Annotated in this window: 15 protein-coding genes and 1 pseudogene; 12 read left to right on the forward strand and 4 right to left on the reverse strand. The window is 69.7% G+C overall.

Going from position 1 to position 13036, the window contains the following annotated elements; translation table 11 throughout:
- Positions 1-312: transposase (locus tag ABT171_RS38630; protein WP_351251195.1), on the reverse strand; the 312-nt coding region annotated here is incomplete at its 3' end.
- Positions 297-725, reverse strand: a complete 429-nt coding sequence (locus ABT171_RS38635) for a cytochrome P450 family protein (RefSeq protein WP_351251197.1) — start codon at positions 723-725, stop codon at positions 297-299. The genes ABT171_RS38635 and ABT171_RS38630, both read right to left, overlap by 16 nt.
- Positions 726-874: 149 nt before the next feature.
- Between ABT171_RS38635 and ABT171_RS38640 the strand changes: the two genes are divergently transcribed.
- From ABT171_RS38640 to ABT171_RS38655, 4 genes are all read left to right on the forward strand, one after another.
- A complete protein-coding gene (locus tag ABT171_RS38640; protein WP_351251199.1) occupies positions 875-1435 on the forward strand; it encodes a TetR/AcrR family transcriptional regulator in 561 nt (186 codons plus the stop codon).
- Between the two features lie 195 nt (positions 1436-1630).
- Complete coding sequence (locus ABT171_RS38645; RefSeq protein WP_351251201.1) at positions 1631-2854, forward strand: MFS transporter; 1224 nt, start codon at positions 1631-1633, stop codon at positions 2852-2854.
- 84 nt (positions 2855-2938) lie between these two features.
- The gene (locus tag ABT171_RS38650; RefSeq protein WP_351251203.1) at positions 2939-3865 is read left to right on the forward strand and encodes an MBL fold metallo-hydrolase; all 927 of its coding nucleotides are present in this window, start codon (positions 2939-2941) and stop codon (positions 3863-3865) included.
- Between the two features lie 155 nt (positions 3866-4020).
- Positions 4021-4404, forward strand: coding sequence for a hypothetical protein (locus tag ABT171_RS38655; protein ID WP_351251205.1), 384 nt, complete (start codon positions 4021-4023; stop codon positions 4402-4404).
- 163 nt (positions 4405-4567) lie between these two features.
- On the opposite strand, the gene ABT171_RS38660 is transcribed toward ABT171_RS38655, so the two are convergent.
- Positions 4568-5227 carry a response regulator transcription factor gene (locus tag ABT171_RS38660; RefSeq protein WP_351251207.1) on the reverse strand — a complete coding sequence of 220 codons (660 nt, stop codon included), beginning with the start codon at positions 5225-5227 and terminating at the stop codon, positions 4568-4570.
- A 17-nt stretch (positions 5228-5244) separates the two neighbouring features.
- A complete protein-coding gene (locus tag ABT171_RS38665; RefSeq protein WP_351251209.1) occupies positions 5245-6411 on the reverse strand; it encodes a sensor histidine kinase in 1167 nt (388 codons plus the stop codon).
- 173 nt (positions 6412-6584) lie between these two features.
- On the opposite strand from ABT171_RS38665, the gene ABT171_RS38670 reads away from it, so the two are divergent.
- The 8 genes and pseudogenes from ABT171_RS38670 (at position 6585) to ABT171_RS38705 (ending at position 12930) form a co-directional block, all read left to right on the forward strand.
- Positions 6585-6956 (forward strand): MmpS family transport accessory protein, encoded by a 372-nt coding sequence (locus ABT171_RS38670; RefSeq protein WP_351251211.1) that lies wholly within the window; start codon positions 6585-6587, stop codon positions 6954-6956.
- A 4-nt stretch (positions 6957-6960) separates the two neighbouring features.
- Complete coding sequence (locus ABT171_RS38675) at positions 6961-7728, forward strand: ABC transporter ATP-binding protein (RefSeq protein ID WP_351251213.1); 768 nt, start codon at positions 6961-6963, stop codon at positions 7726-7728.
- 8 nt (positions 7729-7736) lie between these two features.
- Complete coding sequence (locus tag ABT171_RS38680; protein ID WP_351251215.1) at positions 7737-10256, forward strand: FtsX-like permease family protein; 2520 nt, start codon at positions 7737-7739, stop codon at positions 10254-10256.
- A gap of 234 nt (positions 10257-10490) precedes the next feature.
- Positions 10491-11343: pseudogene (locus tag ABT171_RS38685) on the forward strand (IS5 family transposase).
- Positions 11340-11477, forward strand: coding sequence for a hypothetical protein (locus ABT171_RS38690; protein ID WP_351251217.1), 138 nt, complete (start codon positions 11340-11342; stop codon positions 11475-11477). The pseudogene ABT171_RS38685 and the gene ABT171_RS38690 overlap by 4 nt, the downstream one beginning before the upstream one ends.
- Before the next feature lie 344 nt (positions 11478-11821).
- Positions 11822-12238 carry an Hsp20/alpha crystallin family protein gene (locus ABT171_RS38695; protein ID WP_351251219.1) on the forward strand — a complete coding sequence of 139 codons (417 nt, stop codon included), beginning with the start codon at positions 11822-11824 and terminating at the stop codon, positions 12236-12238.
- Positions 12239-12396: 158 nt separating this feature from the next.
- Entirely contained in the window at positions 12397-12594 is a 198-nt protein-coding gene (locus tag ABT171_RS38700) for a hypothetical protein (protein WP_351251221.1), read from the forward strand.
- Positions 12595-12651: 57 nt separating this feature from the next.
- The gene (locus ABT171_RS38705) at positions 12652-12930 is read left to right on the forward strand and encodes a hypothetical protein (protein ID WP_351251223.1); all 279 of its coding nucleotides are present in this window, start codon (positions 12652-12654) and stop codon (positions 12928-12930) included.
- Positions 12931-13036: the final 106 nt, after the last annotated feature.

Here is a 13036-nt window from a genome sequence, read left to right on the forward strand (position 1 = left end):
CCGGACGACGGTGGAGTCCACCGACACCGTCCAGTCGATGTCGTCGTCGGCGTCCGCCGCTGACAGAACGGCGGCAAGGATCGTCTCCCAGGTACCGTCGACAGCCCACCTGATCAGCCGTTTGTGGGCGGTCTGGAACGGGCCGAGCTCGTCGGGCAGGTCCCGCCAGGGCGAGTTGGTGCGGTACTTCCACGCGATGGCCTCAAGGGTGCGGCGATGGTCAGCCCACCGCCGTCCGCGGACCGGATCGGTCGGCATCAGCGGCTCGATCCGGTCCCACATCGCATCGGTGATCACTAATCGGACGGACACATCCGATCAACTGACGAACCCATCAAAGAGACACGCTCTAGCCGTCCCCTGGGAAGAAAGGGTGCGATGAGCTCGGCGGCGTTGGCGTGGATGGCGCGTATCTGGTCTTGCAGGGCCCGTCCGGTGAACGCGCGCACCACGATCTTCCGCTTGGCGGTGTGCTCGGCGCCGGCCATCTGGGCGAGGACCCGACCACGCATCACTGGCTCGGCACGTACCTGAAGCGTTTGGGTGGTGAACTTCTGATCATTGGTCAGCACCCGCTTCACGTCCTGGTAGCGGGAGAGGAAGTAACTGTCGATCGCCGGCTCGTAGTGCACCGGTGCCTGGTCCCTCAGCCACGCGAAGTGGGGGTAGGGGTCGGCGGCGAAGTCCTCGGACAGGATGCTGAAGCCGGAGTTGACCATGGGCATGGTTGAGGATCTCCCGAAGGGGGCGGTAGCGGCAACAGACAGGGGCGGACCGCCCAGCAGGGCCACGCGGCGCGCCCTCGGTCCAGGCGCCCATGAAGAGTAGGACTCGGCCATGCTTGACGCAAACCATTCGCGTTAGAGTGGGTGTCATGGCTATCCGAAACGCAGTACGCCCCGGCGGCCGCAGCGCGCGCGTCCAGCAGTCTGTGCACCAGGCCGTGCGGGAACTGGAGGCCGAGGTCGGGCGGGCCGGGCTGACCGTGCCCCTGATCGCCGCTCGCGCGGGAGTCACTCCCTCGACGGTCTACCGGCGCTGGGGCGATCTGCAGACGCTGCTGTCCGATGTGGCGGTGCAGCGGCTGCGCCCGGAGGCGCCCCCGGCCGACCACGGCAGTCTCCGGGCGGATCTTCTGGCATGGGCGGAGCAGTTCCTGGAGGAGATGTCCTCGCCGGTGGGTGTGCTTTACATCCACGACGCGCTGGCCGGCGACCCGGCGGGCGGCGGTGCAGTCCGCTGCTCCGACTACGCGGTCGAGCAGTTGAAGGCGATCGGGGTGCGCGCGGCCGGGCGCGGCGAGGCGGTGCCGGACGTGGAGGGACTGCTGGACCGCGTGGTGGCGCCGGTGATGTATCGCATCCTCTTCCGCCCCGACGGCCTGTCGGTGGAGTACGTCCACCGCCTGGTCGCGGCGGCGCTCGGACCGTCCTGAGCGTCCGGACGCGCGGCCGTCCGTCCTGCGGGCGCGGCGTCGGCCGCGATGCGTCGGCGAGATGTACCGGCGGCTGCCCGGCGGCGCCCGCCGCCGGTGTTCACTCATAAAAGCGAATCCGTTGCGTTAGTGGCTGTGTGGCGGCTAGGCTTCTTATCGCTAAGACGTTGCTTTAAGCTCGTTCGGAGATGTTCCGTGCCCGTCCTCACAGCCACCCAGTCCTGCCCCCTCACACTGCGGCGCCGCCGGGGGTCCTTCACCCTCCAAGCCTCCATCCTGGTCGGCCTGCTGGCCGCCTCCAGCGCGCCGACGCCGCTCTACGCCCTCTACCAGGCCGAGTGGCACTTCTCGGCCCTCACGGTCACGGTCGTGTTCAGCGCCTACGCGCTCGCCCTGCTCGTGGCACTGCTCGCCGTCGGCACCCTCTCCGACTACCTGGGCCGCCGCCCGGTGCTCGCCGGGGCGCTGCTCGCCGAGGCCGCCGCCATGGCGGTCTTCGCCACCGCGCACGGAGTGGCCGAGCTCATCGCCGCCCGGATCGTCCAGGGCCTGGCCACCGGCGCGGCGTCCGGAGCAGCCGGGGCCGCGCTGCTCGACTTCGAGTACCCCGGCCGCCCGGGCCGGGCCGCGCTGGCCAACAGCGTCACCCCGGTGAGCGGCATGGCGGCCGGCGTGCTGGCCTCCACCGCTCTCGTCCAGTACGCCCCCGCACCGACGCACACCGTCTACCTCGTGCTGCTCGCACTGTTCACCGCCCAGGCCGCCGCCCTCGCCCTCACCCCGGAGACGGCGCACCCGCACCCGGGGGCGTGGCGCTCCCTGCGCCCCCGCATCGCCATCGCCCCCTCCGCCCGCCGGACGATGCTGCTCAGCGCCCCCGGTGTGATCGCCGCCTGGGCCCTCGGCGGCTTCTACTCCTCACTCGGCCCCGGCCTGGCCCGCACGATCGATCCCCTCGCGCCCCGGGCCGTCGGCGGCCTGGTCTTCTTCGCCCTGAGCTCCGCCGCTGCCCTGGCGGTGGTCGCCGCCAGGACGCTGCCCGCGAGCACGGCGAGCACCGGCGGTGCGGCGATGCTCATCCCCGGCGCCCTGCTGACCCTCAGCAGCCCCTACCAGCACAGCCTGGTCGCGCTGTTCGCCGGCACGGTGCTCTCCGGGGTGGGCTTCGGGGCGGTGACCCAGGGCACGCTGCGCCAGCTGCTGTCCAGGGCGGCAGCCGACGAGAGCGCCGGGACGCTCGCCGCCTACTACGTGCTGAGCTACCTCGCCATGAGCATCCCGGCGATCCTCGCCGGAATCCTGACGAACCGGTACGGCCTCACCACCGCCGTGTCCCTCTACGGCGCCACCGTCGTCCTCCTGGCCCTGACCGCCCTCGCCGTACCACCCCTGACCCGGCGCCGGCCCGCCACCGACTGACCCCTCGCACAGACCTCGCCGACCGACCCCTCGCGCAGACCCCGTACGCCGCACCGGCCGGACAGCTCACCGAAAGGCAGACCGATGACCCACAACCAGCCCAGCCCCGCCGACATCCACGTCTCCTGGGACCTGGGCGAGATCACCGTCCACCGGATCGACGAGATCGCGCTGCCCCGGCAGACCGGCCCCTGGCTCCTCCCCGAGGCCACCAAGGACGTCATCGACGAAGCGCCGTGGCTGCGCCCCGACTTCGCCGACGCCGAGGTGCCCTACCTCGCCAGCCACACCTTCGCCGTCGAGGCCGGGGGCCTGCGTATCCTCGTGGACACCGGCATCGGCAACGGCAAGGAGCGTGCCACCCCCGCCTGGAACGGCCTCGACACCGACTACCTGCGGCGCCTCACGGCTGCGGGATTCGCGCCCGAATCGGTGGACCTGGTGATCATCACGCATCTGCACACCGATCACGTCGGCTGGAACACCCGCCTGGACGGCGACCGTTGGGTACCGAGCTTCCCCAACGCCCGCTACCTGACCAGCCGTACGGAGTGGGACTACTGGGCAGCCGCCGACCTGGACGCCAACCGCCGGCAGATGTTCCGCGATTCGGTCCTGCCCGTCCACGACAACGGGCAGTTCGGCCTCGCCGACGTTCCCGCCGAGGGACACCAGGTGGCGGCAGGCATCCGCCTGGTCCCCGCCGCCGGGCACACCCCGGGCCAGATCGCCGTGGAACTGCACGGCGCCGACCGCTCGGCCCTGATCACAGGCGACAGCATCCACCACCCCGTGCAGCTGTCCCATCCCCACCTGACCAGCTGCGTCGACATCGACCCCGAGCAGGCCGTGAACAGTCGCCGCCGTCTCCTCGACAACCTGGCCGACACCGACGACCTGCTTCTCGGCACCCACTTCCCCCACCCGACCGCCGGCCTGGTGCGCCGCGACGAGGGCCGCTACCGCCTGCTGCCCGAACCCGGCACCCCGGCCCCAGCCGCCGCGGGGTGACCGGACGGGGCGGTCACCGGCCCAGTGCCTCCTGGCATATGGGCAGGGCTTGAGCGGCTCGGGAACGCGGGCATGGTTTCACCAGGACCGAATCCACAGCTCAGGACACTCCGGCGCAGGCACCCGCCATGGTGGCAGCGGGTACGCCGGTGACGGTGGCATCCGCGGTCACCAGCACAGGCGTCACGATCAGCCAGCACGTCGCCGGTGCAACGAAGTCGGCCGGAGGGGGCAGCCTGTCGCCTGCGCTGATCGCCAGCACTACGTCAGGCTCGGCCACCGGCAAGCACACGCAGCTGACGCGGACCGCGGGCGCCGCCGTGCCGCACGACCCCACCGACCCCGGCGGCTGGTGCTCCGTCTCCCGCGACGACGGCAAGGCGCAGGCGTTGCGGCCCACTCCCCACCGGGCCGAGTGGGCCGTCGACATGGCCGTGCGCGGAAATCTGCCTGCCGGCTCCATCCGGCAGGGCGGCTACCGCCACCAGACCGATTTGAGCGGCATCGACCCGCAGGCCTGTTCCCTGCGCCCATCCTGAACGCCCGAAGGGCACGCGTACTCCCGCCAACGTGATGCTCGGCATCCTGCCCTGGTACTGCCACCGCACTCCGGCCCTGCCCCGCTGCCTCCCACCGGCATGCCTGCCTGACCGGCACGGATGCACTCTCCGACCACGACAACGGCTCAGGGCCGCGGCGGCTTCAGCCGACGACGCCGTGTTCCCAGGCCCAGGCTGCGATCTCCACACGGTTGCGGGCCGGTAGTTTGTCCTGGACCCGGCTGAGGTGACTCTTGATGGTGCTGAGCGAGAGAGTCAGCCGTTCGGCGATCTCGCTGTTCGTGTGTCCGCGGGCGACCAGGCTCACGACCTTGAGTTCCTGGGGGGAGAGCCGTCGTGCGGCGGCGGCTCCGGTCTCGGCGCGCGACGGTCTGCTCAGGTGTTCCAGGAGCCGGACGGTGACGGACGGCGAGATGAGAGCGTCACCGCTGACCGCGGCGTGCACCGCTTCGATCAGCAGTCGGGGGCCGGAGTTCTTGACCACGAAGCCGCTGGCGCCGGCGCGGATCGCTCCGTAGACGTACTCGTCCATGTCGAACGTCGTCAGGATGACGATCTTGGTGCCGTCCGTCGCAGCTCTCTCTGCCTGGCGCAGTCGCCTGGTCGCCTCCAGACCGTCCAGCCTCGGCATGCGGATGTCCATCAGGCAGACGTCCGGCCGCAGTCGGTGAACTGCCTCGACCGCCTCGACACCGTCGGATGCCTCCCCGACCACGGAGATGTCCTCCTGCCCCTCCAGGATGAGGCGGAAGCCCATCCGCACCATCTCCTGATCGTCGGCGATCACCACAGAGACACTCACTACGGCTTCCCACTCCCTCACTTCACAGGCACAGACGCAGCCAGCTCCCAGCCGCCCTCGGGCATGCGGCCGCTGCTGAGCTCACCACCCAGTTCGGCCACCCGCTCCGACAGGCCGACCATGCCGAAGCCGCTGGGGCGGAACCACACCCGCCCGCGTTGCTGACCGACCGCGTTGTCACGCACGCGGACGACGAGTCGGTCTCCGTCGGTCTCCAGCCTGACATGCACGGTGGTCGCCGTACGGGCGTGCTTGCGGATGTTGGTCAGGCCCTCCTGGACCAGTCGTTCCACCGTCTTGGCGAGTTGCGTCGACCAGACGGCACCGTCCACGTCGTCGGCCACGTCCAGCCAGGCGTGTTGTCCGGTGCCGCTGAACTGGCGGACGAGCGCCTCGATCCTCGTCATCACGGGGGTGACGGGTGCCTCCGCCATGGCTCCGTCCGCTTCACGCAGAAGCCGGACCATGCGGCTCATCGCCACCAGTCCTTCCTGGCCGGTCTGCTCGATGTTGGCGAACAGCTTGCGTGCCGTGGCCGGGTCACGTTCCGCGATGTGTTCACCGGCCTGAGCCTGGACGACGACCGCTGTGACGTAGTGGGCCACGTGATCGTGCAAGTCGCGGGCGAGGTCGAGGCGTTCCGCCTGGCGTACGTTCTGCGCCGCGGTCCGGCGTCGGCCGTCCTCGGTTCGCAGGTAGCCGCCCAGCAGTGCGAAAGCCACCGGAAGCAGGGTGAACAGGCCGTCGATGTCCTTGAGCAGCGGTAGATCCGACAGCGCTGGGGCGCGGCCCTCGATCCGTACCACCGCCACGAAGAGCGGGACCGCCGACAACACGAGCGGCACAGGACGCCCGTACCGGCAGGAAAGACACAGCAGCACCAGCAGGCCGACGAGTTCCGCCCACCCGGGGGTGCGCTGCAGCACGGTGCCCTCCACCAGGGACGTGGTCAGCAGCGAGAGGGTCGCCACGACGACGGACAGCGTGCAGGCCGTCCATTGCCGGCCGAACCGGTACAGCCGCACCTGCGCAGCGGCGGCGGCCAGGGCCGTGACCCCGCTCGCGACGACCGCCAGGCCGATGTAGCTGACGCTCACCACAGCCGTGTCGAGCAGCACGAGCAGCGCGCACAGACCCAGCGCGGCTACCGTCGCAGGGCGGGTCAGCCGGAGAGAGCGGGGCACGGCGAGAAGTCTAGACGGCCGCTGGCCGACCCCTGGAGGGGGAGGGCCGGTACGTACTTTCGGCTGATGCCGCTGGAGCGAATACGGTCTTTCGGCGGCATCGCGACCCGTCGGCCGCTCCGCAGAATGATGCCTGTGCAAGGCGCACTTCCCTCCCCTCACCAGGAGCTTCCGTGACGTTCCCCGCGTTCCGTACTCATGTCACATCCCTGCTGACGGCCGTTTCCCTGGCTGCGGCAGCCGTGTCACTCACCGGCTGCGGCGCGCTGGGCCCCAGCTATGACGTGAAGATGGAGGTGGCAGGCCCCGGCAGTGCCAACGTCGTCTACAGCTTCTCCGGCGACAACAACGGGAAGACCACTTTCGTTCAGAAACTGCCCTGGACCAAGGCCCAGAACGTCGGGTTCGGCTTCAACCAGGTGAGCGTCAAAGACCCCGAACCTGGCACCTCCTGCCGCATCTACGTCGACGACAAGCTCAAGGACGAGGAGAAGAAGCCCGACGCCAAGGGATACCTGTCGTGCTCCGTCTCCCTGAAGGGCTGATCCGATGACCTTGACGAGCGTGTCCGCCCGTACGGCGGTCCGCGCGAGGGCCGTCACCAAGGTGTACGGCGCGGACAACCCCGGCACCACGGCGGAGGTAGGCGTCCAGGCGCTGCGCGGAGTCGACCTGGAGATCGACAAGGGAAGCTTCCTGGCTGTCATGGGACCTTCCGGATCCGGGAAGTCCACCCTGATGCACTGCCTCGCCGGCCTGGACCGTCCGTCCTCCGGCACGATCACCCTGGAAGACACCGAGATCACTGCGCTGTCCGAGCGGCAGCGCACGGACCTGCGTCGCGATCGCATCGGATTCGTCTTCCAGCAGTACCACCTGCTACCGGAGTTGAACGGCTCCGAGAACATCCTGCTGCCGCTGGAGATAGCAGGCCGCCGCCCCGACCAGGGCTGGCTGGACACGCTCGTGAGCGCCCTGCAGATTGGTGACCAACTCTCCCGTCGCCCTTCGCAGTTGTCCGGTGGGCAACAGCAGCGCATCGGCATCGCTCGCGCGCTGGCGGCCCGTCCCGCAGTCGTCTTCGCGGACGAGCCCACCGGGAACCTGGACGCCAGGTCCGGCCGAGATGTACTGGAGTTCCTGCGGTACTCCACCCGCGAGTTCGGTCAGACGGTGGTGATGGTCACGCACGACCCGGTGGCGGCCTCGTACTGCGACCGCGCCGTGCTGCTGCTGGACGGCCGCGTCAGCGGCAGGGTCGACGGACCCACTCCCGAGTCCGTGCTCGACGCACTCCAGAAACCGGTCAAGCGGTGAGGGCGTTGATGGCATCGGGGCTGACCAAGGCGGCTGTACGGCAGATCGCGGCGAGGCCCTCACGGCTGCTGCTCACCGGCTGCACACTGATGGTCACCGCGTTCTTCCTGGCCGGTTCGATCATCTTGACCGACACCATGAAGCGGCAGTTGGCCGATGACCTCTCGACGGTCGCCGCGGGGACGGCCGTGGTGGTCGGCGCGGACGGCGACCGGCCGCTCGACGACAAGCAGGTCGAGGAACTCGGGAAGGCACCGGGGGTAGCCGGGGTCCAACCCGTGGCCACGGGCAGCGTGCTTGTGCAGGGCGCGGGCCGTGACCCCTACCCGTTGGTCGGCACGGCACTCACAGGACCGCAGTCCGCCGTCCGCCCGTTGCGGGGCACCCTCCCCGACGGGCCGGGCGAAGTCGTGCTCACCCGGGCGCTGGCCGGCCTCCCGGGGATGGGAGTCGGCAGCCGGATCACACTCGTCGCCCGGGCCGGGGACGGCCCGGCTACCTCCCGGAGCGCTCCGGCCCGCACGGTGACCGTGACGGTCTCGGGTGTCGTCCAGGCTCCTTCGGCCACGGGAGCCGCCGTGCTGACCACGCCTGCCAACGCCCGTTCATGGCTGGGCACCGACGGCTGGCAACAGGCGCTGCTCCGCGTCGCGGACCGCCCCGCCGCCGAGGTGGCGGCTGCGGTACAAGGCGAGCTGGGCACGCACTTCTCCGTACGTACCGCCTCGGAACTGCGGGCGGAGGGGAGCGGATCCAAGCGTGTCGCCACCGTGTCCACCCTGCTCACGATCTTCGTCTTGGTGGCCCTGCTCGCCGGAACCTTCATCGTCTCCACGACGTACCGGGTGCTGCTCGTCCGGGACCAGACCCGGCTGGCCCTGCTGCGCTGCGTGGGCGCCAGGCCAGGGCAGGTGGCGCGGTCCATGCTGCTGCAGGCCGCGGGTTCCGGCCTGGTCGCCGGTGCGGTCGGGACGGCCACGGCGATCGGCTGCTCCTTCGCGGTCACCGGAATCGGAGGCCTGCCCGGCCCCGAGATCTCACCGCCGGCCCTGTCCGGATGTGTGCTCGTCTCCGTACTCGCCGCCCTCGCCGCGGCCATGCCGGCAGCGAGAGCCGCGGCGCGCGTCGCACCGGTCGCCGCCCTGTCCGTGGCGAGCACCCGCCACGTAGCGGACCGTACCGGCCGGACGCGCGCGCTCATCGGAGCGCTCTGCCTGGGCTTGGCGCTCCTCCTCGTCGGCCTCGCCGGTCTCGGTGGCCCGGACGGTGCCGCGGCGGCGCTCGGCTCACTCGCCTCCGCGATCGCTCTGTTCGGCTGTCTCCTCGCGCTCGGCCCTGCACTGCTGCGCCGCGCGACGCGCGCCCTCCACCGGCCCGTGCGGGCGGCGGCGGGGCTGGACGGTGTTCTGGCGTTGCGCAACCTGGGTGGTGCCGCGCGCCGGACCGCGGCCTGCGCGACGGTCCTCACCCTGGGCATCACCATGGTCGCCGCAGTGCTTGTGGCACTGGCTTCGGTGGAGAAGGGAACGGACCAGCGGCTGCGGGAGCGCGACCCGCTCGACGTCGTGCTCGACGCGTCGCCCACCGGCTCGTCGGCCCTGACCCCGGCTGTGGTGGACGCCGTGGCGGCACTGCCCGAGACCCGCGCGGCAGTGCCCGTCACCCGAGCGGACGGCGTTGCCCTCGGCGGCAACGGCCGCCACCAGGACATCGATGTCCGTGGCCTCGACCCTGGCGCGATCCCGGCCCTGCTCGCCGACAGCCGACCGGACCCCCACGGCCGAGGCCTACGGCACGGCCAAGCAGCCGTCTCCACGTCCCTGGCGGAGGCGCTCGGGGTCCGCCCCGGCGACCGGATCTCGCTGCAGGTGTCCGGCGACCGGAAGTCCAGCGCCGAAGTGGGCCTGATCCACCCGGACGACACCTCCCCCCTGCTGGGCGATGTCGCCGTCCTGCCAGGGGACTTCGCCGAACTGGCGCCTCACACCCCGGTACGGTCCTTGTACATCACCGCCGTCCACCCGGACAACCCGTCGTCCCTGCGCGCCCCGCTGGACAAGGCGCTGCCGCTGAACGCGTCCCTCCACATCACCTACCAGGGCGAAGACAGGGCCGCCCTGCGACAGACCATCGACCAGCTACGGATCATGGCACTGGGGCTGGTCGGCATCACCATGCTGGTGTCGCTCGTAGGTGTCGCGATCACCCTGACCCTGTCCTCGACAGAACGCGAGAGAGAGAACGGTGTCCTGCGAGGGGTGGGCATGCGCGACTCACGTCTACGCTCCGTGCTGGCCTGGGAAGGCGGACTGCTCGGCCTGTACGCAGCCGTCCCCGGCGTCACGCTGGGCTCGCTCTACGGCGCGATGATGCTCGGCGCACTGCCCGGTCTCAGCAGCCTCACGATCCCGTACGGCCAGTTGGCCCTGACGCTGGTGGGCGCCCTGGCCCTCGTGCTGGGTGCCTCAGTGATCCCGGTCCTGCGTTCGGCAGCGGTCTCACCCATGACGGCCCTGCGGGCGCCATGACCACGCCCCCGCAGGTCAGACAGAGTGCGACGAGCGTCAACCGCCGACGGGCTGTCAGCGGCTGACGCCCATCGCAGCGCTCGTCGCCCCGATGCAACCGTACCCATAGGCTCCCCCTGACGCCGTACACCTGCGGCAGGACCGGGTGGACGGGTGTGGACAGCACTGGACAAGTCCCTGCCTGTCCCGAAACTGGGAAGTGGACACCGTCTGTTGTTGGGCAGGGTCTGCTCTGTGTCTGCAGACCTTGTTCCGGATGTACTTTGGCAGGGCGTAGCTCCGTTGCTGCCACCGCCACCTGTTCGCAGGCCCCGCCACCCTGGTCGGCTTCGGACACCCGATCGGGTTGCCTTGGGCGGCATCGTCTACGTCCTGCGGACGGGGGTTGCTTGGCGAGACGTCCCTGCCCAGCTGGTGGGCTGTTCTGGAGTAACAAGCTGGCGCCGATCGCGAGATTGGACCGAAGCCGGGGTATGGCCCCGCTTGCATCAGAACCTGCTCGCAGACCTGCGCAGAGTCGGCCTGCTGGAGAGGGACGACTGCGCGATTGACGGCTCCCACGTTCGCGCACTCAAAGGGGGGATCACGCCGGCCCCTCTCCCGTCGACCGCGGCCGTCCTGGATCCAAGCACCACGTGATCGTGGACCGGCACGACACCCCGCTGGCCGCCTCTGTGACCGGCGCGCACCGTCATGATGTCACCCAGCTCATTCCCCTGCTGGACGCGATACCCGGCATACGAGGACTGCGAGGACGTCCGCGTCACAAGCCCAAGCGCCTGTTCGCCGACCGCGGCTACGACTTCGGCTTCGACAAGTACCGACGGCTTCTGCGGGACCGCGGCGTCAAGCCTCACATCGCCAGACGCGGCACCGCTCACGGCTCCGGCCTGGGACGTACGAGGTGGGTCGTCGAGCGAACCTTTGCTTGGCTCCACCAGTTCAAACGCCTGCGGATCCGCCACGAACACCACGCTGATCTGCACCAGGGGCTTGTGCACTCGCGAGCTGCATCATCATCTGCCTGCGCCGCCTGTCCAAAGGACACCACAGCACCTCGCCCACCGAAGGAGATACCCCTCAGTGACCTCTGCCGAGCCGTTCACCCGTATCAAGATTCGCGTCGCCGCAGCCCTGTTCAACGGGGAAGAGATCGCGCTGGCACGACGACACCGCTGGCGCCGGCCACCTCACCTGGAGCCACTACAAGGACACGGCTGACAAGGCACTGTTCCCCCCAGTTCCGCTCGCCGAGCTGGCTACTCCCACCGCACCTCTTGACGCCGCCCTGGCCCTCCTGCCGACCCTCGACGACACCAACTACCGCTGGATCTGACCCCCCATGGACCACGACGAGTCCGTCCCGACGATGACTTTGTGAAACCACCAGTTAGCCCAGGTCGGCTACTTCTCTTTCGGCCCCTGGGCGGATCCGGACAGGACCAAGGCGCTGGGGATGGGACTTCCGGAACGCAAGCAAGCCGTGGCGTGTCACCAGCCTGGAGCCTTTCGGAAGGAGATGATCGGATATGGCGCTTCCCGTATGACGTGAGCAGAACCGTCCCGTGTGGGACCCGTTCAGGGAGTTCCAGGACCTGTACGAGCGGATGGGGCAGCTGTGGCAGTCCTCCGTTCCCGGAGGCGGCGGCCTGCTCGGGGAATCGTGGGCACCGCTGGCCGACCTGGAGGAGACCGACGACGTCTACCTCGTCGAGGTCGACTTGCCCGGGGTGAAGAAGGACGACGTCACCATCGAGCTGAACGCCGGCGAGCTGGCCGTGCACGGCGAGATCAAGGAGAAGGAACGGACCGGCGTGCTGCGCAGCCGTACCCGGCGCACCGGCCACTTCGACTACCGGGTGACCCTGCCGCAGGATACCGACGAAGAGCACGTCAGCGCTGAACTCGCCGACGGCGTCCTCACCGTCAAGGTCCCCAAGACCGAGAAGGCCAAGCCCCAGCGCATCGAGATCAGCAGCTGACCCAGTGATCCCACCGAGCGGATGTTCGCCCGGCCCCGCGATGCGCGTTCACTGCCGGGGGCGACCTTCTGGCGAAGGGCTGACCCGGCCCGGCAAGCCCCTTCACCGCGCAGTCGACGGCACCGACATTTCTGTTGAACACATTTGAGGAGAGGTTGATGACGACCACGCCGTCACCCGGCGACGTACACCGCCTGCAGGAGAAGCGGCGGCAGGAGGCCGCGGCGAAGAAGGCGCTCAAGGCTCAGCGGCGGGAGGAGAACGAGCGCAACCGGGCGGCCAAGCTGGCGCGCAAGGCCCTGCTCGCGCTGCCGTCGGAGGAGCGGCTGGCGGCGCGGGCCGCGCAGATCGACTGATCATTGCGGACGCCGATCTGAGCACAGCCGTCTTGTCACGGATGATCGACCGGCCCGATGGCCTCCAGGCCGACGGGCCCGCGCATCAACGAGTCGGCATGCGCGACGTACGCGCGATCCGGGATGCCGCCTCTATGTTTCATGCGGCTCGACTTCAAGTACGGCGGAGGCCACAGCCACCAGGCATTACGCCACTACTTCCGTCACGAGGTCCTTCCCCTGCTGAACGCGAGCTACAGCGAGAAGGTGGGCACAGCGCTCAACGGGGCCGCCGCCGAGGTCTCCCAGTTGCTCGAGTGGACCGCGTACGACGTGGGTAGTTCTGTACTTGCCTGAACGGTATCCAAGGGGTGTTGGGCACGTTGGCTACGTGTGCTGTCCCCTGGCGTCGGCTGGTCAGCACCTGGCTTGTCCAACCATGCGGGCAATACCGTCAAACGCC

Source organism: Streptomyces sp. NPDC001851 (assembly GCF_040297165.1).
Lineage (GTDB): Bacteria > Actinomycetota > Actinomycetes > Streptomycetales > Streptomycetaceae > Streptomyces.